The sequence below is a fragment of the uncultured Desulfovibrio sp. genome (assembly GCF_902477725.1).
GTDB lineage: Bacteria > Desulfobacterota > Desulfovibrionia > Desulfovibrionales > Desulfovibrionaceae > Desulfovibrio.
Genome location: NZ_CABSIF010000004.1, coordinates 101,883 through 126,823 on the forward strand (window position 1 = coordinate 101,883; position 24,941 = coordinate 126,823).

At 59.5% G+C, this 24,941-nt stretch carries 21 protein-coding genes and 1 riboswitch; of the genes, 5 read left to right on the forward strand and 16 right to left on the reverse strand.

Features of this window, described 5'->3' with window-relative positions; all coding sequences use genetic code 11:
* Positions 1–8: 8 nt before the first annotated feature.
* Positions 9–620 carry a cobalt transporter CbiM gene (gene cbiM / locus RDK48_RS04440; RefSeq protein ID WP_298993009.1) on the reverse strand — a complete coding sequence of 204 codons (612 nt, stop codon included), beginning with the start codon at positions 618–620 and terminating at the stop codon, positions 9–11.
* A gap of 127 nt (positions 621–747) precedes the next feature.
* Positions 748–1,518: a DUF4198 domain-containing protein gene (locus tag RDK48_RS04445; protein ID WP_298992992.1), complete on the reverse strand. Its 771-nt coding sequence runs from the start codon at positions 1,516–1,518 to the stop codon at positions 748–750.
* A 474-nt stretch (positions 1,519–1,992) separates the two neighbouring features.
* On the opposite strand from RDK48_RS04445, the gene RDK48_RS04450 reads away from it, so the two are divergent.
* Together RDK48_RS04450 and RDK48_RS04455 are read left to right on the forward strand one after the other, a co-directional pair.
* Positions 1,993–2,691 (forward strand): glutamine amidotransferase, encoded by a 699-nt coding sequence (locus RDK48_RS04450; protein ID WP_298992989.1) that lies wholly within the window; start codon positions 1,993–1,995, stop codon positions 2,689–2,691.
* Between the two features lie 49 nt (positions 2,692–2,740).
* On the forward strand, positions 2,741–3,718 hold the full coding sequence (locus RDK48_RS04455; RefSeq protein WP_298992986.1) for a glycosyltransferase: 978 nt from the start codon (positions 2,741–2,743) through the stop codon (positions 3,716–3,718).
* 100 nt (positions 3,719–3,818) lie between these two features.
* On the opposite strand, the gene RDK48_RS04460 is transcribed toward RDK48_RS04455, so the two are convergent.
* Together RDK48_RS04460 and RDK48_RS04465 are read right to left on the reverse strand one after the other, a co-directional pair.
* The gene (locus tag RDK48_RS04460) at positions 3,819–4,274 is read right to left on the reverse strand and encodes a hypothetical protein (RefSeq protein WP_298992983.1); all 456 of its coding nucleotides are present in this window, start codon (positions 4,272–4,274) and stop codon (positions 3,819–3,821) included.
* A gap of 238 nt (positions 4,275–4,512) precedes the next feature.
* Positions 4,513–5,796, reverse strand: coding sequence for an O-acetylhomoserine aminocarboxypropyltransferase/cysteine synthase family protein (locus RDK48_RS04465; protein WP_298992978.1), 1,284 nt, complete (start codon positions 5,794–5,796; stop codon positions 4,513–4,515).
* A gap of 235 nt (positions 5,797–6,031) precedes the next feature.
* On the opposite strand from RDK48_RS04465, the gene RDK48_RS04470 reads away from it, so the two are divergent.
* Positions 6,032–7,303: a competence/damage-inducible protein A gene (locus tag RDK48_RS04470; protein WP_298992973.1), complete on the forward strand. Its 1,272-nt coding sequence runs from the start codon at positions 6,032–6,034 to the stop codon at positions 7,301–7,303.
* Between the two features lie 98 nt (positions 7,304–7,401).
* On the opposite strand, the gene RDK48_RS04475 is transcribed toward RDK48_RS04470, so the two are convergent.
* From RDK48_RS04475 to RDK48_RS04495, 5 genes are all read right to left on the reverse strand, one after another.
* The gene (locus RDK48_RS04475) at positions 7,402–7,734 is read right to left on the reverse strand and encodes a DUF190 domain-containing protein (protein ID WP_298992967.1); all 333 of its coding nucleotides are present in this window, start codon (positions 7,732–7,734) and stop codon (positions 7,402–7,404) included.
* A 9-nt stretch (positions 7,735–7,743) separates the two neighbouring features.
* Positions 7,744–8,133 (reverse strand): fluoride efflux transporter CrcB, encoded by a 390-nt coding sequence (gene crcB, locus RDK48_RS04480; protein ID WP_298992963.1) that lies wholly within the window; start codon positions 8,131–8,133, stop codon positions 7,744–7,746.
* Positions 8,134–8,285: 152 nt separating this feature from the next.
* A riboswitch (Fluoride riboswitch) is annotated at positions 8,286–8,344 on the reverse strand.
* Positions 8,345–8,409: 65 nt separating this feature from the next.
* The gene (locus RDK48_RS04485) at positions 8,410–9,351 is read right to left on the reverse strand and encodes a symporter (RefSeq protein ID WP_298992960.1); all 942 of its coding nucleotides are present in this window, start codon (positions 9,349–9,351) and stop codon (positions 8,410–8,412) included.
* A 150-nt stretch (positions 9,352–9,501) separates the two neighbouring features.
* Positions 9,502–11,133, reverse strand: coding sequence for a bifunctional UDP-sugar hydrolase/5'-nucleotidase (locus tag RDK48_RS04490; protein ID WP_298992955.1), 1,632 nt, complete (start codon positions 11,131–11,133; stop codon positions 9,502–9,504).
* A 106-nt stretch (positions 11,134–11,239) separates the two neighbouring features.
* On the reverse strand, positions 11,240–11,788 hold the full coding sequence (locus tag RDK48_RS04495; protein ID WP_298992950.1) for a cysteine hydrolase family protein: 549 nt from the start codon (positions 11,786–11,788) through the stop codon (positions 11,240–11,242).
* Positions 11,789–12,032: 244 nt separating this feature from the next.
* Between RDK48_RS04495 and RDK48_RS04500 the strand changes: the two genes are divergently transcribed.
* Positions 12,033–12,614 carry a formylmethanofuran dehydrogenase subunit E family protein gene (locus RDK48_RS04500; RefSeq protein WP_308587811.1) on the forward strand — a complete coding sequence of 194 codons (582 nt, stop codon included), beginning with the start codon at positions 12,033–12,035 and terminating at the stop codon, positions 12,612–12,614.
* Between the two features lie 11 nt (positions 12,615–12,625).
* Positions 12,626–13,912 (forward strand): glycoside hydrolase family 3 protein, encoded by a 1,287-nt coding sequence (locus RDK48_RS04505; RefSeq protein WP_298992948.1) that lies wholly within the window; start codon positions 12,626–12,628, stop codon positions 13,910–13,912.
* Between the two features lie 330 nt (positions 13,913–14,242).
* On the opposite strand, the gene RDK48_RS04510 is transcribed toward RDK48_RS04505, so the two are convergent.
* The 7 genes from RDK48_RS04510 to fdhF form a co-directional block, all read right to left on the reverse strand.
* Positions 14,243–15,802, reverse strand: coding sequence for a c-type cytochrome (locus RDK48_RS04510; protein ID WP_298992945.1), 1,560 nt, complete (start codon positions 15,800–15,802; stop codon positions 14,243–14,245).
* Positions 15,803–15,804: 2 nt separating this feature from the next.
* Positions 15,805–17,157, reverse strand: coding sequence for a cytochrome ubiquinol oxidase subunit I (locus RDK48_RS04515; RefSeq protein ID WP_298992940.1), 1,353 nt, complete (start codon positions 17,155–17,157; stop codon positions 15,805–15,807).
* A gap of 3 nt (positions 17,158–17,160) precedes the next feature.
* On the reverse strand, positions 17,161–17,991 hold the full coding sequence (locus RDK48_RS04520) for a c-type cytochrome (RefSeq protein ID WP_298992937.1): 831 nt from the start codon (positions 17,989–17,991) through the stop codon (positions 17,161–17,163).
* A gap of 382 nt (positions 17,992–18,373) precedes the next feature.
* Positions 18,374–20,605: a sigma 54-interacting transcriptional regulator gene (locus tag RDK48_RS04525; RefSeq protein WP_298992934.1), complete on the reverse strand. Its 2,232-nt coding sequence runs from the start codon at positions 20,603–20,605 to the stop codon at positions 18,374–18,376.
* Positions 20,606–20,667: 62 nt separating this feature from the next.
* On the reverse strand, positions 20,668–21,951 hold the full coding sequence (locus RDK48_RS04530) for a molybdopterin molybdotransferase MoeA (RefSeq protein WP_298992931.1): 1,284 nt from the start codon (positions 21,949–21,951) through the stop codon (positions 20,668–20,670).
* A gap of 1 nt (position 21,952) precedes the next feature.
* Positions 21,953–22,666, reverse strand: coding sequence for a formate dehydrogenase accessory sulfurtransferase FdhD (locus RDK48_RS04535; RefSeq protein WP_298992928.1), 714 nt, complete (start codon positions 22,664–22,666; stop codon positions 21,953–21,955).
* Positions 22,667–22,734: 68 nt separating this feature from the next.
* Positions 22,735–24,933: a formate dehydrogenase subunit alpha gene (gene fdhF, locus RDK48_RS04540; protein ID WP_298992925.1), complete on the reverse strand. Its 2,199-nt coding sequence runs from the start codon at positions 24,931–24,933 to the stop codon at positions 22,735–22,737.
* Positions 24,934–24,941: the final 8 nt, after the last annotated feature.

The following is a 24,941-nucleotide window of genomic DNA, read 5'->3' on the forward strand; positions in this document are numbered from 1 at the left end:
TTCTAGCCTCAAGCCGCGCTCAGGCGCAGCATTTCAGGGCGCACCCTGGCGATAAAACCTACGGTCAGCATGGTGATAAGCCCTTCGGCCAGCATGATGGGCAGATGCGCCAAAAACAGCAGCCGTGCAGCCGTGGCAAAGCCTTCATCGCTGGAGGCCAGAGCCACCGCCGTCAGCAGGCCCGCGCCCAAAACGCCCAGCGCACCGCCGCAGAAAGCGGCAATTTTTTGCCCTGCTGGTGTGGGCCACACACGGCACAGGCCGCGAAACACATAACCCGCCACGACGGCTGAAAATCCCATGGTGAAGGTGTTGACCCCAAGCACCACAAGGCCGCCAAACTGGAACAGTAGCGCCTGTAGCGCCAGAGCCGCCAGAATGGCCGGAAAGGCCGCCCATCCGAGTATCACGCCCAGAAGGCCGTTGAGAATAAGGTGCGCGCTGGTAATGCCGATGGGCACATGGATAAGCGAACCCACAAAAAAAGTCGCGGCCAGAATGGCCACGGTCATGAGCCGGTCATAGTCGAGTTTTTTCAAGCCCAGGGCCGTTCCGGCGGCGGTAAGGGCGTAGCCCGTGGCAAGCACGGCAGGGGAAAGAACGCCTTCGGCAATATGCATGATCAATCCTTTGATGGGCCTTTGCTTGGCCTTTGCCTGGCTTCACCTTGCGGGGCCGCTGGCGCAGAGGCCGAACCGGAAGGGGCAATTTCCGGCCCGGCCTGCCGCAGCCATACTTGGCGCAGTATTACTTGGTCTTGGGTGCGGCAAAATTCACCCACATAACAGCGCCCAGTTCCACTTCCTTGGCTTCACCCTTGTATTCCATTTTTTCGGCGGAGGTGTTCAGGGCCGCAAAACCCCACCATCCCGCCCAGGGAATGCCATAGCTGAAGACGCCGTTTTCATCGGTCTTTACTACCTGGGTGACATAAAAATCGTTGGGGGCGGTGTGCGCCTTGCCCTTGTTGTAGCACTCCACTTCCACGTCCGCCCCGGCAACGGGCTTGCCGTCAAGCAGGACGCGGCCACGGAATACATTGCCTGTGTAGTTGGCAAAGGGGCGGGTAAGGGGCACGATTTCCGTTTTCAGGCCAAGGGGGGTACCCCAGCCTTCTTCTTCGCCAAAGGCGGCGATCACGGTCTTGGTGTAATGGATGATGAACTTGTCTTCCGCAGGTTCAAAATAGGGGGCGGGCTCAACGGCAAACTGGTACACGCCGGGCTTTTTGATGCCGTAGGTGGTTTGCCATGCCTTGTGGCCCAGCACCGTGGCAGGCTTGAGCGTTGCCTTGATGTCTTCTGTTTTTCCGTCATGGGTGACGGTAGCCGCAGCAGGCGCGGCCATATCCATGCCCTGCATCTCCATGGGGTGGACAAAGGAAATCTCCAACTGCACGTTGGCGTCCTTCTTGTCGGCAACCGTGGGGGTGGAGGGAATGACCATGCCAAAATGGGCCTGGGCCTGGGTTCCCCACATGAGCAGCAGAGCAAGGCTGGCGCAGCAAATTTTCCACATAGAAAGTTCCTGTTGGTTGAGGTGGAGGGGGTTGCCGCTGTGTCATGACGTGGCTGAATGTTTAGTAACAAAAAAAATAAATTTGTAGCAAGATATTTTTGCCGGGCAGGCAGCGGCATTCTTGCGCTTCATCCACAAGCTGCGTACTATGTGAGATGGAAAACTGCTGGTGCAGACTGTTGGCCTGACTCATTCAGGGCAGAGATGTTTTGCAATTGCCCTCAAGATTGTGCGGGTAGACGCAGCAAAAAGGCGCAGGCGCAGTATGGTCGCGCGTGTGCCTTTAGGAACTGCGGTGCAGAATGCAGGGCCTGTGCACGTTCAGTTGCATTGCTCCAATTTGGTTTCCTGGGCGCGTACTACTTCCCCCCCGTGGCGTTCAGAATGCCCGCAGAGTGGCGGGCGCAAGCGCTGCTTGCCGTATTTGTCCATATGGCATTCAGAGTAAAAGGTATTTCAGCATCGGGAGAAAGCATGAAGCGTTGCGTTGCTATTCAGCATGTGGCTTTTGAAAATCTGGGTGTGTTTGTGCAGCCGCTTGAAGAAGCGGGTTTTGCGATCAGCTATGTGCAGGCCGGGGTTGTGCCCCTGGAGCCGGAACTGTGGAAGGATGCCGACCTTGCCGTGGTGCTGGGCGGCCCCATTGGCGTGTATCAGGAAGATTTGTATCCCTTCCTTGCCGATGAAAAGGTGCTTGTGGCGAGCCGTCTTGCTTCGGGCCGTCCGCTGCTGGGCATCTGCCTTGGCGCGCAGCTTATGGCCAGCGCCCTTGATGCTGACGTGTACCCCGGAACCGCCAAAGAGATTGGCTGGGGCCAGGTTGAACTCACCCCGGCGGGATTGAGCGGCCCTCTGGCAGAGCTTGCGGGCGCGCCTGTGCTGCACTGGCATGGCGATACGTTTGATCTGCCCCGGGGCAGCGATCTGCTTGCCTCAACGGCCATCGCGCCGCATCAGGCCTTCCGGCCCGGGCCGGGGCAGCTCGGTTTGCAGTTTCATGCGGAAATGGACGCGGCCTTGATGGAAACATGGCTTGTGGGCCATTGCTGCGAACTTGGCGTCAACGGCTTTGACCCCCGCGCCATACGCGAAGACGCCCAGAGGCTCGGCGCTCAGGCGCGGGCCGCAGGGCTGGCCTTTATGCGCCGCTGGTTGATGGAAGAGGTTCGCTAGAGTAAGTCCGCACATCATTCTGAATCACTGTCGGTACAGGAGTGTTCAGATGGCCAATCCTGTTGTAAACATCACCATACCTGTTTTTAACAGATATCATCTTACGCAGAAGACGCTGCTGGCTCTGCGCAAAACAACACCAGGCATTTCATTTGCGGTTACGGTGGTTGATAACGGCAGCGAGCAATCCCTGCGTGATCGGCTGGTGGAACTGCACAAAGACGGGATTATCGACAATCTCTTTCTGCTGCCGCGCAATATGGGCATATCCTGCGCCTGCAACATCGGCTGGCGCGCTGTAGACGCTCCCTATTACATGAAGCTCGACAACGATATGGCGGTCATAACGCCCCACTGGCTTGAAAATCTTTTCAGGCTGTGGGCGCACGGGGCCCCTGTCTCTACACTGGGGCCAACATTCAAAGCGCATGACATGGTGAAAAATCCAGGCACGATCACCAGTGAAGACGGCATACTTGGCATCTGCACATCCACGCTTATGGGAAGCGCCATTATCATCCCCAAATGTGTTTCAGACATGCTGGGCTACTGGAGCGAAGATTACGGCCTGTATGGAGCGGATGACGGGGATTACGGCTCACGCGTGAACTGTGCCGGGTTAACGCAATACTATTATGACGCCAATGATTTTTTTGTAAACGGCGGCAAGTACGACAATTCGGAATACGAAGATACAGACCTGAATAAAGGCAAGGAACACGCCCGGCTTTTCAAGGATGAATCCGGCGGCATGGGAATGTTTTTAGTGAATTACTATCTGTACAACATGTGTGTTCGCAACTGGAAAGTGCCGCTGCGCTACCGCATCAAGGATATGGATGGCTATAACGTGGTGCTGGAGGAAGATCCCGCCTATGCGCCCATTCAACATGCCCTGGGCCGCAGCAAGGATCTGTTGAACAATCTGGTTGCGGCAGGTCGCAATAACGACATGTATTCAGATGCCGTGGTGAACCGCCTTAAAAGAATCTGGAAGGATTGCGGGCAGGAATGCGCCCCCTTGTGAATGCACGTTGGGGGCGTCAGTAAATAACATCAGGGGCTGTCAGCAATGCCGACAGCCCCTGATGTTTTATCAACGCTTAAAATTGACCGGGAGAATTTGCCTATTTAGGCAACAGGCTGGCGTATTCCGCACTTTTTACATACTTTTTGATAAAAGCCAGGCCAAGCTTGCGGTCGCCGGTGATTGTTGTGACCATAAAAATATCGCCAGACGCCGCCACCCAGGACTGGCAGGGGGTCTGTTGCTGGGTGAAGGCAAAGGTGTATTGTCCGTTTTTTTCCACCGGGGGCTTGGGCGCCTTGAACTGGTTGGCGAACATTTCGGCAACAGTTTTGGTGTCCGCGCCGCCGTTGGGCCCGGTCACAAAACCCACCGTGGAATTGCCCGAAGCATTTGAAAAGATAACGGTGGTTGTTCCCTGATTTTCTGTGGGAGCCATAACGGCTTTCCAGTTGTCGGGAAGGTCAACGGAAATATACTTTGTACTCACCTCATCTGCCAGCACGGGCGTGGCCAGGAGCATGACAAAAAGAAGAACCACAAATTTTCTGAACATGAAAATTCTCCTGCTTGAGAGCGCACAGTTAACGGCGGGCGGCTTGCCCATAGGGGGCAGGCTATCCCGTTCGCAGAGCATTACAATGTATCAGCCAGTTGTATGCAATGGCCCCTGAAAAGACAATGCCTTTTACTCGAGGCTGCATGCTAAAAAGGCCCCGCCGCGTGTAGCGGCAGGGCCTTTGAAACAGTGCTGCGGTTCCGGGTGCGCTGTGCGCGCCGTGCAGCGGGCGGTCTTAGCTCAGGGCCTGTGCAATGTCTTCAATAATGTCATCCACGTGTTCAATGCCAATGGAGAGCCTGACCGTGTTGGGTCGGATGCCCGTTTCGGCAAGTTCTGTGGCGGTGAGCTGCGAATGTGTGGTGGAGGCGGGGTGAATGACCAGCGATTTTGCATCCGCCACGTTGGCCAGCAGGGAGAAAACCTGCAACCTGTCGATGAATGCCCTGGCCTCCGCCGCGCCGCCCTTGACCTCAAAGGTAAAGATGGAGCCGCCCCCCCTGGGGAAGTAGCGCTGATACAGTGCATGGCTGGGGCTGTTGGCGAGGCACGGGTGGTTGACCCGCTCAACCTTGGGATGCTTGGTCAGATACTCCACCACTGCCAGCGCGTTGCTGACGTGGCGCTCAACCCGTAGCGAAAGGGTTTCCAGCCCCTGAAGCAGCATAAAGGCGTTGAAGGGCGAAAGCGTCGCGCCAAGATCGCGCAGCAGGATGGCCCGGGCGCGCACTGCATAGGCCGCCGCGCCCACTGCCTTGGTAAAGCTCAGGCCGTGGTAGCTCGGTTCCGGCTCGCACAGCCGGGGGAACTTGCCCGAGGCCTCCCAGTCAAACTTGCCGCCGTCCACAATCACGCCGCCAAGGGTTGTGCCGTGGCCGCCAATAAACTTGGTTGCCGAATGCACAACAACGTCCGCCCCGTGTTCGATGGGGCGCAGCAGCCAGGGCGTGGCAAAGGTATTGTCCACCACCAGGGGGATGCCGTTTTTATGGGCCAGATCCGCCAGCGCTTCAATATCCACAATATTGCTGTGCGGGTTGCCGAGGGTCTCAATAAAGATGGCCTTGGTGCGTGGTGTGATGGCGCGCTCAAAAGCGCCGGGTTCATCAGGGTCCACAAAGGTGGTGTCGATGCCCCAGGCCTTGAGCGTGTGCGCCAGCAGGTTGTAGGTGCCGCCGTAGAGGGTTTTTTCGGCCACAATGTGGTCGCCCGCTTCGGCCAGATTTTGCAGGGCATAGGTAACGGCTGCTGCGCCACTGGCCGTGGCCAGGGCCGCAACGCCGCCCTCAAGTGCTGCAACGCGCTGTTCAAAGGCGTCCTGCGTGGGATTGGTCAGGCGGCTGTAAATGTTGCCGGCATTGCTGAGGTTAAAGCGCGCCTCAGCGTGCGCACAGTCGTCAAAAACAAAGGATGTTGTCTGATAGATCGGTACGGCACGCGCACCGGTAGCCGGATCCGGCTGTTCCTGCCCTGCATGAACTTGCAGGGTTTCAAAACGTGGTTTCTTTTTTTCGCTCATTTCAGTCCCCTGATTCTTTTGCAGTTTATATGTTTCTAGTCGACAAATCATTTCTTAGTAAATTGGTAAGAAATGATTGACCCAGATATTCGGGCTTGTCAAGCGATCGTTGCCGGGAAATCTCGCGCGCAGGGTGGGTCGGTCTTGCGCCGTGCAGGCTGGGAGACTAGGATGCTCAACGGCACTGAGACTGCGTAAGCAGGCGGCAAAGTGCATCAAGCAAAACGGAGGCCGCATGAAGGCGGAAATAATATCGGTCGGCACAGAACTTCTGCTGGGGCATACGGTCAATACGGATGCAACCCATGTGGCGCGGGAGCTTTCTGCGCTGGGTATGGATCTTTTACAGGTGCACACGGTGGGCGACAACCCGCAAAGGCTGGAGAAAGCCCTGCGCGAGGCGCTGGAACGCGCGGAAATCGTTATAACCACCGGCGGCCTTGGCCCCACGGAAGACGATCTGACCAAGGAAACAGTAGCTCTGGTGGCCGAAGCGCCGCTTGAGGAAGATGCGGACAGCATGGCGCGGTTGCAGGAGTATTTCGGCACGCGCCCCATGTCGGGCAATCAGGCCAAACAGGCCATGCTGCCGCGCGGATCAGTGGCTTTTCCAAATCTGGCGGGCACTGCCCCCGGCTGTGCCACACCTGCTGGCGAGGGGCGCTGGGTGCTCATGCTGCCTGGGCCTCCTTCCGAACTTTTGCCCATGCTGCACGACAGCGCCGTGCCCTTTTTGCGGCGCATGAGCGGGGCGGCCATCTCATCGTTTATGGTAAAGACCTTTGGCATAGGCGAGGGCGTGGCAGCCTTGCGCATTGCGGGGCTGACCGGCGGGGCCAACCCAACGGCGGCCACCTATGCGGGCGATGCGGAAATGTTTGTGCGGGTAACGGCCAAGGCGCAGGATGCCGCCGCTGCCGAGGCTCTGGCTGCCCCAATGGTGGCGGAGGTGCGCAAACTGCTGGGGCACTTTGTGTACGGCGTGAATGTTGCGGGGCTGGAGACTGTGGTGGTGCAGGAACTGGCGCGTCAGGGCAAAACCCTTGCCACTGCGGAATCCTGCACTGGCGGCCTGCTTGCAAAGCGCATCACTGACCAGCCCGGCGCATCGGATGTGTTTGGTTACGGCATGGTAACCTACGCCAACGAGGCCAAGGAGCGGCTGCTCGGTGTGCCGCACGATGCGCTGCGCGCGCACGGGGCTGTCAGCCCGGAGGTGGCGCGGGCCATGGCCCAGGGAGTGCGCGAATACAGCGGCGCTCATTACGGCATTGGCATCACGGGCGTGGCAGGGCCCGGCGGCGGTACGCCGCAAAAGCCTGTGGGCCTTGTGTATATTGCCCTGAGCGATGCGGAGCATGTCTGGCTGCGCGTCATGCGCCCGCAGGGGCGTTATCTTGGGCGCGAATGGACGCGCCGCCTGGCCTCAAGTCATGCGCTGGACATGCTGCGCCGCCGTCTTGCCGATCTGCCGGTGGAAGACCAGTGGAGTCTGGATCCGGCCTAGTTTTTTGCCTGACGAAGTTGTGAACCCCCGGCGGATGCGGTCTGAGAGGCCGTTTCCGCCGGGGGTTTCTTTATTGGGAGGGGTGGTTCCGCCTGCGGTCAGGCGGGCTGATTTTTTTCCGAGCAGGTGATGCCGAATTCCACAGGGATTTTCATGTAGAAGATTTGCAGATTTTCCTGCTCAATGCGGGCAAAAAGCTGCTCGCTGTGTTCCGGGCTCACGGCCATGGTCACTTCCATGGGCTGTTCGCCCACATCAAAAAAGCGTGCGCTGTGGTATTTGCCGTCGCGCCCGTAACCGCCTTGCGCCGAGGCAAAGGTCGCGCCCTCAACGCCGATGGCCTTTGCTTCCTTAAGCAGCCATTCCGCAATGCTCATGTGCCCGTGCGAGCGCCCCTGCTGCGTATAAAATGTCAGTCTGTAGCCGTTCATGGCCTGCTCCTAACGAAAGAGGGATTTGAGAAGCGAAACCGCGCCAAGGCCCATGAAAAAACAGATCAGCGAGCCGCAGACGTGCAGGGTTATGGCCCCGGCGGCCATGCCTATGCGTTGTTCCTGCAGCAGGGTGCCGATCTCCGCCGTGAAGGTGGAAAAGGTTGTGAGGCCGCCCAGAAAACCGGTGATGATAAACAGCCGCCACTCGGGGGCCAGGCCGGGCAGCGAGTTGAACACGCCCAGCGAAAGCCCGATGCCGAACCCGCCGATGAAATTGGCTGCCACCGTGCCAAGGGGGATAGCCGGAAAAATGGAATTGAGCAGCATTGAAAGCACCCAGCGAAGGCAGGCCCCGGCCCCGGCCCCCAATGTGATGACAAGAACGTTTTTGACCATGCGTCAATCCGTTATGCGGTGCAAGTACGGCTGTTAAAGGCCCACGCTGCCCGCGTTTTCATGCTTGCCGATGGCAGCGGTAATGCCCCGGCGTTGAATAAAAAAAGCAACCGCGCTTGGGCGCGGTCGCAAAATAGTCTACCAACGCCCTGGCCCTGGTAGGAGTTATCAGCAAATGCGGTTCAAGGGGAACTCCATCCCCTGAGCGATTTCTACATCTGCCGGGGCTGCAAGTAAACCCGTTTTCGCCGCCAGGGCACCGCATTCACTGCCATGTCAGCCCTGCTTTTTATCCCGGCTGCACAGGCGGTAGTAAAACAGCAGCACATAGAGGGGGGCCAGATAGGCGGCGGCCATGATCGCCTCTGTGGCGCTGAAAAATTCCATGCAGACGATCATCACCAGCACATTGTTGATAACGCCAAATGAAATCTGAAAGGCCATGCCCACCTGCCTGCTCATGCGGCGGGCCATGGGGATGGCGGCAAGCGTCATGACGAGGCAGAGTAGGGAGGCCGCGCCCAGCGATTTGAGCAGCAGTTCGGGCGATTGGCGCAGCAGGTCGCCGTAGTGGCTGAAAATGGCAATATTGGAAACCACGATGGACACGGTTATGAGCGGGAACTGCCAGCGCAAAAGCAGGTTGCGCAGCCCGTCAAGGTGAATGCGTGTAATATGCGCGGCGGCAAAGGGCACAAGAATGGTCACGCAGAGCGACAGGCTCATGTGCCCCAGTTCCAGATGCGCGGGCATGTTGAGCGGCTCAAGCCCCAGCAGGCGCAGCGCGGCATCGGTAGCAGAAAGCACGGCGGGCAGGCTTGCGGGCAGCAGCAGGGACGTGGCGATGTTGGCCACAAGAATAAGCGCCGTGTTGGCCCCCACCATGAGCGAAAAAACAGCAGCCATGACCCCCACGGGCGCAGCGCCCAGCAGAAAGGCCCCCAACGCAAACTGGGGCATGAGCAGGCGGAAGACTGCAAGGCACAGCAGCGGCAGCACCGCAAGCCGCAGGGCCACCAGAAAGCAGAGTGTGCCCTTCATGTGGCGTATTTCGCGCATCAGGGCTTCCATGCCCACAGCCAGAAAACTCATATAAAGCATGAAAATGAGAATAAGGCGCGGCATTGCGGCAAGCGGCTCTGCCGCCTGGGGCAGAAAAACCCCCGCCGCCATGGAAAGCAGCGAAGAAAGGACCATGATAAGGTCGCGGGAATTCATAAGGCCTCAACTTTTTCGCCACACTGCCCAACATGCCCGCCCTTGGCAAGTCCCAAGGGCGGGCATGTTCCGGCATGTTCAGACTCTCTCGGGCATGGTCAGGTTGCAGCGGGCCGGGAGCCGCGCGGCGGTTCAGCCTGCATGCAGCAATCAGTTGGTCTGGCGGATCAGGCGGTCAGGCGGCAAGGCCGTCAGCGGGCTGAATTTTTTGATGTATGCCGCCAGCACGTCCACATCCACCGGGTCAGGGGCTTCCACGGGCGATCCCTTGGCAAACATGGCGTAGCCATCGCCCCGGCGTTCCAGATAATCCACAAGAACCACCCGGTAGCGGGCGGCAGGGTCAAGGGCGCGCGCGGCTCCGCCCGCGTCCAGCAGCTCTGCGCGCACAATGCGTTTGCCGGAAGGCAGGGCAGGATTATACACGTAGCGCAGCCCCGCCGTGTGCAGCAGGGGCGATCCCACTCCCTTGTAGTCAGCCACGCCGTGCTCCAGCGCTGCCAGCAGTTGTTCGCCGCTGAAATCGCGGATGATGACCTTGTTGCCAAAGGGCAGCACGGCCAGCATGTCGCCAAGGTTCAACGCGCCCTGCCGCAGGGGTGCGCGCAGTCCCCCGCCGTTGATAATGGCGGCCTGCGCTCCGTAGGCGCGGCCATAATCCAGCATGGAGTCGGTGGCGATGAGGCCGGAAAGGCATTCACCTATGCGGCACTGGTGCAGGCCGTCAGGTGCATTCAGGTTGTTTTGCCCCACGGTGACAGAGGTGAAGGCTTCCAGCTTTTGGGCATACTGGGCAATCTTGGCTTCCACAGCCGGGTCGGGCGGAATGGAGGCATCCAGAGGCAGGGCCTCGCCCTGCCAGCGCACCGGGACGCCCTGTGCGTCAAAGGTCACGTCAAGCTGGCCCAGATACTTGGCAAGCGCCCCGGCAGTGACCACCAGAACAGGCTTGCCCGAGGGCGAGTGCTCCACAATAGGGTACGGGCCTTTGGATGATTTGGGGCCAAGGTAGTCGTGGGTGTGGCCGCCCACAATGATATCCACGCCATCCACCTTGCGGGCAAGCTCCAGATCTTTTTGCAGGCCAAGATGCGTCACGGCTATGATGTGCCGCACTCCCTGCTTTTCCAGCTCCGCCACGGCTTTTTTCAGTGCGGTTTCGCTCTTGTAGAACCACGTTTCGGGGCAGGCCGCAGAAAGCGTGCGCACGCTGGGGTTGGCAAGCCCCACAATGCCCACCTTGACCCCGCGCACCTCCTTGATGATCCAGGGGCGGAACGGCGTTCCGCGCAGGGGGCAGCCGGGGCGGGCATCCAGATTGACGGCCAGCACGGGATAAGGCTGAGCCCTCACAAATCCGGCTGTGGCCTCGCAGCCATCGTCAAATTCGTGGTTGCCCAGCGTCATGGCGTCATAGGGCATCAGGCTGTTGATGTCGGCCAGCATGGGCCACTTGTTGGCGGTAAAAAACAGGGTGCCCTGAAACTGGTCGCCCGCGTCCACGGCCAGCACGTTGTCGTGTTCCGCTCGGGCGCGCTTCATGGCTGTGGCAAGGCGGGCAAAGCCGCCCGTGCAACTCTCGGATTTCAGGCAGGCGTTGCCGTGGGTATCCCTGCCCGCAAGATAGGAGTGCAGGTCGTTTGTGTGCAGCAAGAGCAGCTCCAGGCCTGCCTTTTCCTGCGCTTGGCAGGGCAGGGAAACCAGCGAAAAAACTGTAAACAGGCTGGCCCATAAAAACAGGGCCAGTGCGGAAAAACGGAATCGCAACAGGAATGACGCCATGATTTGTCCCCCGATGGAGTGTACAGCGCACAACGGCGTTGATTGGCAGTGTAAACGGAGTACTGCCCGGCTTAGGGCAGTTTATGGATGCAATGACCTAACTGCTCTAGCTGATGGCCGCGCAAAGTTCCTGCGTGCTGCGCACCTGGGCGAAGACCTGTCCAAGGGCAGCCATGTAGGCTGTTTGCACTTGGGCGGCGCATACGGTTTTGCCGTCGTGCTCAAGATCGCGGGTGGCGCAGGCATCGTGGGCAAGATGACAGGTGAAGCCAAGGTCAAAGGCGGCGCGGGTCGTGGTGTCCACGCACATGTGGGTCATCATGCCCGCTATGGCGATGTCCGTGATGTTCTGTGCCTGGAGCAGGCCGAGCAGGGTAGTGTCGCGGAAGGAATTGGGAAAGTGCTTTTCCACCACAGCTTCGCCCGCAAGCGGGGCAACGCTGCCATGAATGAGCGCCCCTGTGGTGCCGGGCAGAAAAAACGTGGCCGCAGGCGCAAGAGAAATATGCTGCACATGAAAAACGGGTTTTCCTGCCTTGCGAAAGGCCTTGAGCAGCAGTGCGGCATTACTGGCCGCTGCCTCGCTGCCGCAAAGCTCCATCTTGCCGCCGGGGAAGTAATCGTTCTGAATATCTATGATTATAAGAGCCTGCATGTGAGGTGCCTCATGCGGTTATGCCGCCCGAAAGGTTAGCGCGGAATGCTGATGCATGAATCTGACCGTGCTCAACCGATAGCAGTCCGCGCTCTGCCGGGTCAAGCACAGCTGCCGCGCGCACTTGACGCTGGGCGGCAAATGATGCCAAGTGACGGAAGGCATTTTGCCCCTCGGCGCGGTCCCCCTGCCTGCGCATCCCACCTTACCTTCCGCACACGGCGGACAGCACGACGGAATATTCATGAATATCGGCGCGTATACGTTTTCGCAATTCCACGGGATTGCAGAAGAGTTTCACGGTTGCGCGGCTCCCGGCCTGCTTATCGGCGGCTATATGGTCGAGCTTGCCAAGGGTATGCTGCCCGAAGGAACCCTTTTTGAAGCACTGGCGGAAACGAGCAAATGCCTGCCGGACGCGGTGCAGCTGCTCAGCCTTTGCAGCACGGGCAACAAACGGCTGCATGTGCGCGACCTGGGGCTTTACGCGGTTTCGCTGTACGACAAAAAAACGGGCCTGGGCGTGCGCGTGAGTATAGACCCGGCCAAGTTGTACGCCTATCCTGAAATCCAGGGCTGGTTCATGAAAGAAAAGCCCAAGCATGCGCAGGATATTGTGGAGCTAGAGCGGGAAATTGAAGAAGCCGGACACAGCATCTGCAAGGTGCAGCGTGTGCAGGTGGACAAGATTTTTCTGGGGCATGGTCATATGGGCACCATCGGCATTTGCCCCCGCTGCGGCGAGGCCTATCCGCTGGATCATGGCCCGCAGTGCCTTGGCTGCCAGGGGCAGGCCCCCTACACAACGCTTGATCCTGAAAGTTGAGGCAAAAAACCGTGTCCGATGCTGTAAACAGGGGCAAATTCCCCTCAGTGTGGCGCTGTTCCGCCAGCCAGATTTTTTTTGTTGCCGCGCGCAAGGGTGGGGCAGCGCTGTGTCTGCTTGCGCTGGCGCTGATTTTTTGTTTTTCGCCCCTGCTGCGATCCGGGGCCTCGGCTGCGCAGGCCGCGTCCGCCAAGACAAGCACGGGCAGTGCCGCGCCATCGCTGGACGTCATGATCGGCTCCATGCTCATGCTGGGCTTTCGCGGAGCGGATCTGCCCCAGGGCGATGCCTTTCTTGCGCAGGTGCGCGTCGGGCATGTGGGGCATATTATCCTGTTTGACCGGGATGTTACCACCGGCGGCGAACGCAATATCATTTCGCCCCAGCAGGTACGGCGGCTCACTGCTACATTGCGGGCGGCGTCCCCCTGCCCCCTGCTCATAGCGGTTGACCAGGAGGGTGGACGGGTGCGGCGGCTCAAACCGCAACGCGGTTTTGCCGATCTGCCTTCCGCCCAGAGCATGGGCGCGGCCAGCCCGGAGAAAACCCGCGCCATTGCCCGGCAACTGGGCGTGGAACTTGCTTCGCTGGGAATTTCTGTTGATCTGGCCCCGGTGGCGGATGTGAACAGCAACCCCGCCAATCCGGCCATCGGCGCCCTGGAGCGCAGCTTCAGCCCCAATCCGGCGCTTGTGGCCGCGCACGCACTGGCCTTTGGGCAGGGGTTGGCGCAGAGCGGCATCATCCCCGCGCTCAAGCATTTTCCCGGTCAGGGCGGCGCGCAGAAGGATTCGCATCTGGGGCTGACGGACATCACCCGCAGCTGGAATGCCAAGGTTGACCTTGCGCCCTACGCGCAGGCCTTTGCCCAGGGCTGGCCCGGCATGGTGATGCTTGGGCACCTGTACCACAAGGGGCTTGATCCGCAGTATCCTGCCACGCTTTCCCACGCTGTTGTTGGCGATCTGTTGCGCGGACGCATGGGCTGGCAGGGCGTGATCATCAGCGACGACATGCAGATGAAGGCCATCACCGACCATTACGGCATGGAGCAGGCAATGCTGCTGGCCGTCAACGCCGGGGTGGACATTCTGCTGTTCGGCAATAACTTGTATTGGGACGAAACCCTGCCCCGCAAGGCTTTTGAGACATTGCGCGGGCTTGTGGAAAGCGGGCGCATTTCGCGCCAGCGGATCATGGAATCATGGCTGCGCATCACTAACCTGTACGCAAGCCGCGCCACTGCCGCCAGGGCGGCCGCCGATGGGTCATCGGCGCTCTACCCCTGGACCAGATAAAGCGGCGGAGGTTTTATGGATACATTGATTCTTCTGCTGGTGTTTGGCGGCATTGCCGCCATATACCTGCTTGCCCTCAAAAAAGGCTGGCTGCCCACAGACCGCCTGAACTGCGGTTGAATACCATTTGACAAGCAGCGTGCCCTGCTTGATGACGAAGAACGGCGTTTGCGCAGCAAGGCCAGAAAAGCCGCCCGCAAACAGTGCAAGTAACTGATTGAAATCAAAGCCCCCGCTCCTTCATGGAACGGGGGCTTTGTTATGGCATTCTCAGAAATTGATCAGAAAATCCATCGTGGCGCAACGAGGCCAGGGGCCAGCCCACGCGGGTTATTTCCCGGTCTTGTTATGCGCGGCGCGGAAGCTGTTGCAGATGATGGCGAGGTCTTCGCGCACAGTCTGAGGCTGGTTACGGTAGCCGGGCATGCCTGTGCCGGGATAGCCCTCGGTAATGATTTTCAGGGCCTGCTCGTGGGTCAGGCTGCTGCGCGCAAAATCGGGCGGCGGGGGCTGCATGGCCCGTCCTGCGGGGCTGACACTGCCGTTGGCCGCATGGCATTTGGCGCAGGTGCCTATCCATACTTCAAGCGAGACAGGGCTGATATCACGCGGGGGCGGCGGCGTGGCCGCATACATGTCAAAGCGCTTGCCCATTGCATCCAGCAGGCTCTCCAGCTTTTCGCGGTCGAACATGCGAAAATAGGGCATGCCTGTGCCGGGGATGCCGTCGCGCACCATTTCATACACATAATCCCGGTCGGTACGCATGGTGGTCAGGTCTGTGGCGGGGATGCGCAGGCGTGGGGCTTCCGGCCCGTCTCCGCGCCCGGTGAGGCCGTGGCACGGCTCGCAAGCGCCGTCATAGATGGTGTCGCCATTGTCGTACACGGTACGCAGCTTGACGGCAAAGGCGTCCAGAGCTTTCTGGCTGAAGGGAGCCAGTTCCTGAACGCGCTGTTCGCGCTGAGCCGTAGCCTCGGCCTCACCGGGGGCCAGCGCCTCGTTCTGCATGAGCTGGCGGGCCAGCAGCATGGAGACGAAGATAAGGGGCAGCAGGGCCAGCAAACGGTAATCGGCGGTTGACGATTCCGGCCTCAGAATCCAGACCGCCGCGCCAAGGGCCAGGGCCCCCAGGCTTATGAGCGACAGCACCGGGACGGACAGTTGCGGCAGTATGGTTATCAGCAGGGCCAGCCCTATGACGGCCTGAGCCGCCAAAGCGCCAAGCAGCCACTTGCGCAGCAGAGGGGCCTTCTGCTTTTCATTTCTCGCAGAGAAAAACAGGTGAAAGGCCGCGCCAAAGGCCACAGCCGCGCCCAGAACGTGCAGGTAACGCAGCACCCAGTGGGGCATCCACTGCGCGTCAAAGCGGAAGCCGTGGGCGGCAAAGTCGGCCCAATCCGCAGGGCGTTCCATGAGGGTCAGCGCCCCGGTAAAGATGGCGGGCACGGTCATGAGGGCCGCAACGCCCAACAGCCCGCAGATGAGGGCCAGCCACGCGCTGGTGGCCAGCTTGTGCGCAAATCCGTCAAACAGCAGAAATGCCGCGATCAGCAGCGGAATAATGGCCAGCCACGTGTACGAAAAAAGTCCCGTAACCGTAAAAAAGGCATGCGGATGACTTATCTGCATGAGCAGCAGCGGGCCAACGCCCAGCACCACGGCCAGACTTTTGAGGCCCATGTGCGAATGGGCCACATGTTCGTTCCAGTGCTGATCGGGCGTGGGCTGCCGCAACAGATCACGCAGAAAGAACAGCAGACTCAGTATGGCCGTGCCAAGCATGAGCAGCACAAAGAGCAGATGCAGGCCAAAAGTGATGAAGAGCAGCCCCTGCATCCAGCCTTCGGGCAAGGGTTTGTTGAGAAACAGGTCAGTCCACTGCTGCATGGCTACTTCTCCCTGGCGGCTTGTTGGGCGCGGCGGGAATAGTTGGAGGAAAGCTGGAACAAATATTCCGTGAGCATGGCGCGTTCCTGCTCCGAACCCACAAAGGGCGTCATGTAGGGGGCCAGCCTCTGCGTAATGCCCAGCATGGCGTTGATGCCGTCTGCCGAGCGCCCCGCAAGGCGCTGATCAATGCCGTTGATGCCGCTTTCTGCGTGGCATACGCCGCAATTGGCCGCAAAAAGCGTTCTGGCGGCCTGGGTTGCCGGGGGCAGATTGCCGCTGGTGTTGACCCAGCGCAGCCGGGGCAACAGGGGGGCGTTCTGGGCAGCCAGCGCCTCGCTTTCCACAAGGGTTATCTGGCTGGCATGCATATAGCCCGGCATCAGGTACGGGCCGCGGATAAATTCGCGCACCCGCTCAAATTCCATGACAAAGCACAGGCTCATGATCAGGGCCGGGAAGCACAGCAACCGGCATGCCAGCCGTGAGCGCCCCAGTGCCGCCAGGGCCGCCAGCAGGAGCACAAGCGCGGCAACCGCGTTGGCCGCTGGCAGAAAGTCCGGCATTTGCGAGAGGTAGGATGTGGCGACAGAGAACTTCCAGTGCGTGAGGTAGGTTTGCGGCACCCGCAAAAAATACACGTAGGTCGCCGCTGCCGTCACAACCAGAGAGAGCAGCAGCGCCGAGCCGCAGAGGCGCAGGGCCTTGCCGCGTTCTTCCGCTGTGCCCTTGAAGCGCCAGGCAATCCAGCTCATGAGCAGCAGTATGCCCAGTGCCATGCCGCCGCCGACACGCAAAAAGCACTGCGGCACAAAGGTGGGGTTAAAATAGGCCTCGGTAAAGCTTCTGGCCCATGGCCAGCCCTGCGGGGTGAGCATGAAGCCCAGAATGCCTGTGATAAGAACCGCAGAGATAAAGGATGCACCCACATAGCCCCAGCCAATAGCGGCCAGTGTGCCGGGTTTGCGCGTTATCAGCCGATCCCACATGTAGTAGTAGCAGAGCAGCAAAATCACTTCGGCGGTGAAGGCGAACCATTCAATAAACCAGGGCCAGAAAAACAGATGGATGAGCGCGCCGATGCCTTCCGGCGCAAGGCTCCCTGTCAGAACCCATATGCCCACGCCTGTGACCGCGCCCACAGAGGTGGTAACAACCACCAGCGGCCCCAGCAGGCGGCGGGCAATGTCGGCCCAGAAAGCGCCCTTGCCCTTCCACGTGAGGGATTGAAAGATCACCAGCATGGTCATGAGGCCAATGGCCAGCCCGTGGCTGATACAGACGTGCAGCACCGCATTGAGGGCAATGGTCATGCCATCGCCCACCACAGGAATATGCAGGATGGGAAAGTTCATGGTCTACTTCCCCTGCCGTTCCGGCGTGAAGTGGGGGCGAGGCTGGCCGTCCACATAGGCTGCCACGTCAAGGGCCTGTTCCGGCGTGAGGTTGGCTGCCTCCGGGGGCATGAACCGATGGGTGAACACGGCAAAGGTATTGATGTCGTGCATTGTGGAACCATCAGTGTATGCGCCGTTGCCCCAGAGCGGGGGGGAACCGTCGCCCGCATCGCCGTGACAGGAGGCGCAACTGTCTGCGTACACGCTGGCCCCGCTGCCGGCATCGGGCTTGTGGTTGCTGTCGAGCTTTGCGGGCAGGGCCCACGGCAGCTTGGCATAGACGGGGATATCTTTTGAAATCCAGTGCAGGTAGGCGAGCACAGCCTGCATGGTGCGGCTGTCGAGGGCCGGGGGCGCGGCATTGAGGTTGCGCGCAAAGCAATCCTGCACTTTCTGGGCAAGATCGGCGCTGTAGCCGTGGCTGGGCAGAAAGCGGGGATAGGTTGCCGCTACGCCCACAAGGGTGATGCTCACCTTGCTGGTGCCGCCCTCGAGATGGCAGGTAGCGCAGGCCAGTTCGTTGCTCACATGTTCGGGGGCGTACTGCGCCGTATCGTTGATAATATTGTAGCCGAGCATGACGGCTTCTCGGATATCTTCCGGCGCGTCCTGGGGTTTGGGCGGATTGAACTGCGGTTCGGCTGCCGGGCCTGCTTGTAGTGTTGCCAGCGCCTGCGGCGCAGGGCTTTGCCGCACGGCTGCCCCGTAATGGAAAAAGGCCAGCGTCCACGCGCCAAATATCAGCAGAATACAGGTGAGCGTCAGGGCGTAAAGCAGAGTGCGGTTGTTCATGGCGGCTCCGGTTAGAGCATTTTCACGTTGAAATGCTTGCGTGACGATAGATTATCCTTGTCATGCAGGCACTTCGCAGCGCGGACTTTTGCAAAAATCCATGCAGAACAGACAAACATGTTCAATGTTGATCTGCTCCAGCGGTGACCGTGACAGAAACAGGCCAGCTTGAAGCCAAAAACAGGGCAGACCGGCCACAGGCTGGGGCCGTGAATTTTCAAGATATATTGTAATGGGTATCAGAACTTCCCGCTATGTCAACAAGGCGGGACAAGCGTTTTTTTTATATCTGCCTGAAATCTGGGGCCAAGTTGGCAAGGGACAGTGGACGGGAGGGAGAGCGTCGACTGGCGGGAATCCCGCCATGAAATGCCTGTAGAATTTAGGCTGGCAGGGATTGACCGCGTGTTTCCAGCACATCCTTGATGTCTATGCCCATGCGCTGCATGCGCGAGAGCAGGGTTGTGCGCTTGAGGCCCAGCATGGCGGCCACCCCGCGCGAACCCGCCATCACGCCATTACAGGCCAGAATGGCGGCCACTATGCGGTCTCGCTCGCTGAGGGTTTCGCCGGGCTGGTGGTGGGCATCCGTATACACGGGCCGGGTGGACTGCGCGGGCGCGGGCGGCGCGCTGGCCTCCTGCTTGCGCTGGGAAATGGCCGCAACAGGGGCGGGAACCTCCAGCGGGCAGATATTCAGGCTGGGGCCGCTGGAAAGAATGACCGCGCGCTCGATGACATTGGCAAGCTCGCGCACGTTGCCGGGCCAGGGCTGGTCGCAAAGCCAGCGCAGGGCTGCGGAGGGAATACTGGTGATGTTTTTCTTCATCTGCCGCGCCATCTGTTGCGTAAAATGCTTTGCCAGCAGGGGAATATCTTCGCGGCGTTCGCGCAGCGGCGGAATGGCAATGGGAAAGACATTGAGCCGATAGAACAGATCATCCCTGAACGTGCCGTCGAGCACCATTTCCTGCAAATTGCGGTTAGTGGCTGCTACCAGACGCACATCCACGGAAATGACTTTGTGCCCGCCAAGGCGTTCAATCTCGCGCGATTGCAGAACGCGCAAAAGTTTAGGCTGCAATTCCAGCGGGATATCACCAACTTCGTCCAGCATCAGGGTGCTGCCGTGGGCCAGTTCAAAGCGCCCCTTGCGTTGCGCGCCAGCGCCGGTAAAGGCGCCTTTTTCGTGCCCGAAAAGTTCGCTTTCCATAAGCCCCGCAGGCACTGCGGCGCAGTTCATCTTGACCATGCGCTTGGATTTGCGCGGGCTGCGGTTGTGGATGGCCTGGGCAAAAAGCTCCTTGCCGGTGCCGGTTTCGCCCAGCAGCAACACGGTGCTGTCGCTGGCGGCCACCATGTCCACCTGTTGCAAAACACGCATGATGGCATCGCTCTGCCCAATGATGACGCCCATGTCCGACTGGCTTTGTATCTGTTCAGAAAGATAGAGATTTTCTTGTGCAAGATCGTTTTTCTGCACAGAGATCGTGGTGTAGTCCAGAGCATTGCGCACGGCAATGGCCACGCGCGAGGCTATCTGGGCGAGCAGGCTGACGGATTCATCGGTAAAGACATCGGGGTGGCGGTGGGCAAGCAGCATGGCCCCGAGGCAGTGCTGGCCGAAATGCAGCGGAAACAGCCCCGCTGCCTGATTGCCGTTGCCAAGAATAAATTCCGAGGCCGGATCTTTGCGCGAAAGTCTGGCTAGATCGCCCTGCCGTGCCAGCAAGGGGGCATTGATGTCGTGGCAGCGCTTGAGCAGGGTGTTGGACAACGAAAAAGTACCCGCTGGCAGCACCGGATTTTCAGTAGACTGCGGCGGGCGGGCGCAGTGGAAGGAATATGTGTCGTCCGTTTCGTGCAGCAGCAGGGCAAAATCGCGTATGCCGAAGAACCGCCGTATCTCGCCCGCAACAACGGCCACCATGTCGTTCATTTCAAGGGTGCCGATAGCCGTGTTGGTCACATCCACAAGGATGCTGAAGTGGTCGCGTTCGCGGCGCAGGTGTTCAGTTTCCTGCCGCACATTGTCCATGCAGAGGATGGCTGTGATGGAAGCCGTCACCACCCCGGCAAGTACACGGAAAAAAACAAGCGAGTCGTCGCTGAACACGCTGCCGTCTGTTTTGACAAAGTCCATGGCGCAGTGGCAGCCGCCCTGCGTGGAAATGGGAACAAAAAGGCAGCCGCTGGCATTGCGGTACTGGTCAAGATCAGCAATGTCGGGAAATTCCCGCCGCAGGTGCTCGCCTTCAAAGCAGGCCACCTCGGTCTGACTCCAGAACTGGCGCAGGCCCTGCTGGGGTGTCAGGTCTTGTTCTGAAACGGCAGAGCGGTCAGCGTGCGCGTCAAGCATGTAGAGCCGCGCCTTTTCCTGCATGGGCGCGGCAATAACGATGTGTATGCGCTGAAAGGCCATGAGCGGATCACAGCAGTTTTTCAGCATGCGCAAAAGGCTGGGAATGTCTTTTTGCAGGGGCAGCACCCGGCTGGCTGCGAGCAGGGCTTCCTGCCAGACAATAGCTGTACTTTTTACCATCTCTGAGGCGCTGGCTGTAAAAAACCCGGCTGGCGGCGTGCATCCGGGGGGGATTCTGGAAGGGATATCCACAACTTTTCTCCATGCACCATAGGGCAGGATTATAGGACTGTCTACCGAGCTTGCCTGAGGGGTCAGGCAAGAATGACGTCTACCTCCATGCCTTTGCGCAAAGGAGCGCTGCCTGCGGGAATATCCACAAAACAGTTGCAGTCGTCGCACAGGGCTGGTTGCCCCATGCGTTGCGCATCGCGCGCAAAATACACATCCCTGCCTTCAAGGCGCGCCAGCACAATGCGGCGCTCGTCCTTGCGGCAGGAACCAAAATCATTGCGGGCCACGGCCTTTTGCCGCAGGGGCGCAAAGCGCTTTGCGCCGCTCATTTTTTTCAGCACCGGAACCGCCAGCAGGCCAAAGGTCGCGGCAGCAGCCACAGGATTGCCCGAAAGGCCCAGCAGCAGGGTTTGTGGCAGGGCAGCGGCCAAGGTCATGGATCCGGGTTTGAGGCGCAGGCTCTGAAAAAGCATGCTGCCGCCCTGTTCCGCCACGATTTCTGAGGCGATGGCGGACACAAGGTCTTTGGGCCCCACAGAAGCCCCGCCCGTGGTGATGACAAGATCGCTCTCGGCCAGCATTTCTGCCAGATGCTCCTGCAATGCCTGCCGGTTGTCGCCTCTGGTCATCATGCGCAGTATGCGCGCGCCCATTTTGCGCAGACGCACACCCAGCAGGGTGCTGCTGACGTTGTAAATGCCGCCCTGCGGCAAAGGAGCGCCGGGAAGCACAAGCTCGCTGCCCGTTGCCAGCAGGCTGACCCTGGGGCGACGGAATACGCGTACATGGGTGTAACCCTGACCAGCCAGCAGGCTGAGGGTGCCGCTGTGCAGCACACCGCCGCTTTCGGCCAGCATGCTGCCGCGCTCCATATCCTGTCCGCACATGCGGCAGTTGCGCATGGCCGCAAGACTGCGGGAAATCACCACGGTCTGGCCATCGGCCAGCGTGTCCTCCTGCCACACCACACAGTCCGCGCCCGGAGGCAGGACTGCTCCTGTAGTCACGCGTGCCGCCTGACCGGGTTCAAGGCGGTGGCCTGGTGCATCACCGGCATAGAGGTGCTGCGTTACCAGCAGCATGACGGGATGTTCCGCCGTGGCGCTGGCAATGTCGGCACTGCGCAGGGCATATCCATCAACCTGAACCCGGTTGTAGGGCGGCTGAGGCAACTCGGCGCGCATATGGGCAAAACATATGCGGCCATCGGCGTCAAAAAGCGGTACTTCTTCCGACTCTGCAACTGTGTGCGTGTGCTGCAAAAGAAGCTCCAGAGCTTCCTCCAGCGGCAGACTTTCCCGTTCTGGCGGGGTAGAAATATGGGGCTGTGCGTCAGCCGCAAAGGAGTGCAGAGCGCGGTTCATCTCAGCTTATCCTTTGCGGGCAGGTGTAAATATTGATGTTGTCGCGGCGTACAAATCCCAGCAGGGTGATGCCGTGAGCCTCGGCCATTTCTACGGAGGTGAGCGAGGGGGCCCCCGGTGCGATGAGCAGCTTCACACCGCAGGCCACAACCTTTGAGAGCATGTCAGATGCGAGCCGCCCGCTGAAAATGAGGATTTTTCCATCCGGACTCAGCCCTTGCAGCAGCATGGCCCCTATGACCTTGTCCAGCGCGTTGTGGCGGGCGATATCCTCGCAGAAAAGCAGCAGGCCTTCTGGGCTCGCAAGGGCGCAACTGTGGGCCGCACCTGTGGCGCGGAAAAGATCGCAGCGCTCGTTGAAAGCCAGTTGCAGCGCATGCACCTGCGCGGCGGCAAGCCGCACATCGCTTGGGGCGTTCACGGCTGTCGCGGAAAATTCCGCAACAGATGCCGCTATGACGCGGTTTTGCTCATCAATGGAAAGCGCCCGCAGCGCGGAGATTTCATGCAAAAGCCCCAGGGTGCGGAGCCGCCCCACGGCAAGCTCACGCAGCAGGCTGGGCATGCAGTGCAGCTCGGTCACGGAATTGCCGTTGCAGACGAGTTCGTAGCATTCTTCGCGCAGGAGCACGTCCATGACCTCGCGGCGGCCCTGAGGCCCGATGCGGGTAATGGCGCGTTCAATACTGATGGAAGTATCCGGCGGCTGTTTCATGTTTGTGGTTCCCCGCGCGGTTGCACCTTGGGAGTGCCCGCGCGGGGGATTGTTAAGGGTTACCGGAGTCAGGCAGGGATTTTCTGCGCGGAGCCGTTGGCCTTTTCCTTGCGCAGGCGTTGCTTCAATTCGCTGTACACCTGCACCACATGGCTTTCAGCCCATGTCTGATCTTCTATTTTTTCAACTCGAACAGGCACATATTTGTATTCCGGCGTTTTGGTGATGGGGCTCAAGACCTCGCCCACCAATTCGTTGCATGCGCCGATCCACCACTGGTAGGTCATGTACACCGCACCCTTGTTGGTGCGCGGGCTGATCTGCGCCCTGGTGATGACCCTGGAGTGGTGCGACTGCACCCACACAAGCTCATGATCGCGGATGCCGAGGGCTTCCGCATCCTTGTCGTTCATCTGCACAAAGCCGGGTTCGTCCGCCAGTGCTGCCAGCGCCTTGCAGTTGCCTGTCATGGAGCGGCAGGAGTAGTGGCCCACTTCGCGCACGGTAGAAAGCACCAGCGGGAACTCGGAGCTGATTTTTTCCACAGGCGGGACCCATTCCACCGTAAAGAGGTGGCCCAGGCCGTCCGGGGTTTCAAACCTGATGCTGCCGTCGGGCTGTGCGTAAAGCACCTGGGTGCCGTTGGGGGCATCCTTGGTGCAGGGCCACTGGATGTAGCCAAGCCCGCCGTTTGCATCGAGCTTTTCATAGGTCGCTTCCGCATATTTGGGCGAGAGTGAGATCAGCTCGTTCCAGATCTCTCTGGTGTTGTTGTACTGCATGGGATAGCCCATGGCTGTGGACAGGCGGCAGATGATGTCCCAGTCCACCTTTACATCGCCCTGCGGTTCCACTGCCTTGTAGAAGCGCTGGAAGCCACGGTCGGCAGCCGAGTATACGCCTTCGTGTTCGCCCCACGTGGTGGTAGGGAAGATCACGTCGGCCACGGCTGCTGTCTTGGTCATAAAGCAGTCCTGCACAATGAGCAGGTCAAGCTTGCTGAAGCCGCTACGCACGCCGGAAAGGTCGGGTTCTGTCTGCAAGGGGTCTTCACCCATGCAGTAGAATGCCTTCAGCCTGCCAGCAGAAGCGCTCGCGGCGACTTCACTCAGGAAATGCCCCACCTTGGGGGACATTTTTTCAACGGGAACACCCCAGGCCTTGGCGAATTTTTCGCGCACGGCCGGGTCTGTCACGCTCTGGTAGCCCACAAACACGTTGGGCAACGCGCCCATGTCGCAGGCGCCCTGCACGTTGTTCTGCCCACGCACCGGAGCAACGCCGGTGTGAGGTTTGCCTATGTTGCCGGTAATCAGAGCCATGGAGGTCAGTGCCCGTACGGTCTCCACACCCTGATAGAACTGGCAAACGCCCATGCCCCAGTATATGCCTGCGCCCTCTGGGGCAGTGGCATACATACGGGCGGTCTTGCGGATGGTTTCGGCATCAATGCCCGTGATTTCCGTAACCGCTTCAGGAGGATAGTTGTCCACAATGGCTTTAAGTTCTGCAAAGCCAGTCGTGTACTTTTCTATGAACTCCTTGTCCGCGAGTCCCTCGTTAATAATGACGTTCATCAAGGCATTGACGAAGGCCACGTTGGAACCGTTTTTCAGGGGAACATGCAGGTCGGCGATGCGCGCAGTTTCAATCTTGCGCGGATCACAGACAATGATGGTTGCCCCTTTTTCTTTCGCCTTTACCACCCGGCGGGCGATAATGGGGTGCGAATCTGCCGGATTCCACCCAAAGATGAACAAGCATTTAGTATCTTCAATCTCCACAATGGAGTTGCTCATTGCGCCATTGCCGACCGATTGTTGCAGACCTGCAACTGATGGGCCGTGTCAAACCCGCGCGCAGCAGTCGACATTATTGGTGCCGAGAGCCGCGCGGGCGAATTTTTGCATTATGTAGTTGGTTTCGTTGCCGGTGGAGCGGGAAGAACCGGAAACCATGATGGAATCGGGGCCGAATTCTTCCTTGATGGCCGTAAGACGCGATGCGGTGTAGTCGATGGCCGTATCCCAAGAGACAGCCTCAAACTCACCGCCACGCTTGCGGCGGATCATGGGGTTTTTGACTCTGGGAGTCAGGATTTTGGTGTCGTTGATAAAATCCCAGCCATACAGACCCTTGAGGCACAAGGCCCCCTGGTTGGTCAGGCCGTTGGCGCCTTCTGCGCCAACCACGCGGCCATTCTCAACCAGCAGGTTGATCTTGCAGCCCGAAGCGCAGTATGGGCAGACTTCTATTACTTTTTTCATGATAACCT

Excerpts from the sequence above, each read along its gene's own strand:
- cbiM (WP_298993009.1), bottom strand. The coding sequence starts at position 620 with ATGCATATTGCCGAAGGCGTTCTTTCCCCTGCCGTGCTTGCCACGGGC.
- RDK48_RS04445 (WP_298992992.1), bottom strand. The coding sequence starts at position 1,518 with ATGTGGAAAATTTGCTGCGCCAGCCTTGCTCTGCTGCTCATGTGGGGA.
- RDK48_RS04450 (WP_298992989.1), top strand. The coding sequence starts at position 1,993 with ATGAAGCGTTGCGTTGCTATTCAGCATGTGGCTTTTGAAAATCTGGGT.
- RDK48_RS04455 (WP_298992986.1), top strand. The coding sequence starts at position 2,741 with ATGGCCAATCCTGTTGTAAACATCACCATACCTGTTTTTAACAGATAT.
- RDK48_RS04460 (WP_298992983.1), bottom strand. The coding sequence starts at position 4,274 with ATGTTCAGAAAATTTGTGGTTCTTCTTTTTGTCATGCTCCTGGCCACG.
- RDK48_RS04465 (WP_298992978.1), bottom strand. The coding sequence starts at position 5,796 with ATGAGCGAAAAAAAGAAACCACGTTTTGAAACCCTGCAAGTTCATGCA.
- RDK48_RS04470 (WP_298992973.1), top strand. The coding sequence starts at position 6,032 with ATGAAGGCGGAAATAATATCGGTCGGCACAGAACTTCTGCTGGGGCAT.
- RDK48_RS04475 (WP_298992967.1), bottom strand. The coding sequence starts at position 7,734 with ATGAACGGCTACAGACTGACATTTTATACGCAGCAGGGGCGCTCGCAC.
- crcB (WP_298992963.1), bottom strand. The coding sequence starts at position 8,133 with ATGGTCAAAAACGTTCTTGTCATCACATTGGGGGCCGGGGCCGGGGCC.
- RDK48_RS04485 (WP_298992960.1), bottom strand. The coding sequence starts at position 9,351 with ATGAATTCCCGCGACCTTATCATGGTCCTTTCTTCGCTGCTTTCCATG.
- RDK48_RS04490 (WP_298992955.1), bottom strand. The coding sequence starts at position 11,133 with ATGGCGTCATTCCTGTTGCGATTCCGTTTTTCCGCACTGGCCCTGTTT.
- RDK48_RS04495 (WP_298992950.1), bottom strand. The coding sequence starts at position 11,788 with ATGCAGGCTCTTATAATCATAGATATTCAGAACGATTACTTCCCCGGC.
- RDK48_RS04500 (WP_308587811.1), top strand. The coding sequence starts at position 12,033 with ATGAATATCGGCGCGTATACGTTTTCGCAATTCCACGGGATTGCAGAA.
- RDK48_RS04510 (WP_298992945.1), bottom strand. The coding sequence starts at position 15,802 with ATGCAGCAGTGGACTGACCTGTTTCTCAACAAACCCTTGCCCGAAGGC.
- RDK48_RS04515 (WP_298992940.1), bottom strand. The coding sequence starts at position 17,157 with ATGAACTTTCCCATCCTGCATATTCCTGTGGTGGGCGATGGCATGACC.
- RDK48_RS04520 (WP_298992937.1), bottom strand. The coding sequence starts at position 17,991 with ATGAACAACCGCACTCTGCTTTACGCCCTGACGCTCACCTGTATTCTG.
- RDK48_RS04530 (WP_298992931.1), bottom strand. The coding sequence starts at position 21,951 with ATGAACCGCGCTCTGCACTCCTTTGCGGCTGACGCACAGCCCCATATT.
- RDK48_RS04535 (WP_298992928.1), bottom strand. The coding sequence starts at position 22,666 with ATGAAACAGCCGCCGGATACTTCCATCAGTATTGAACGCGCCATTACC.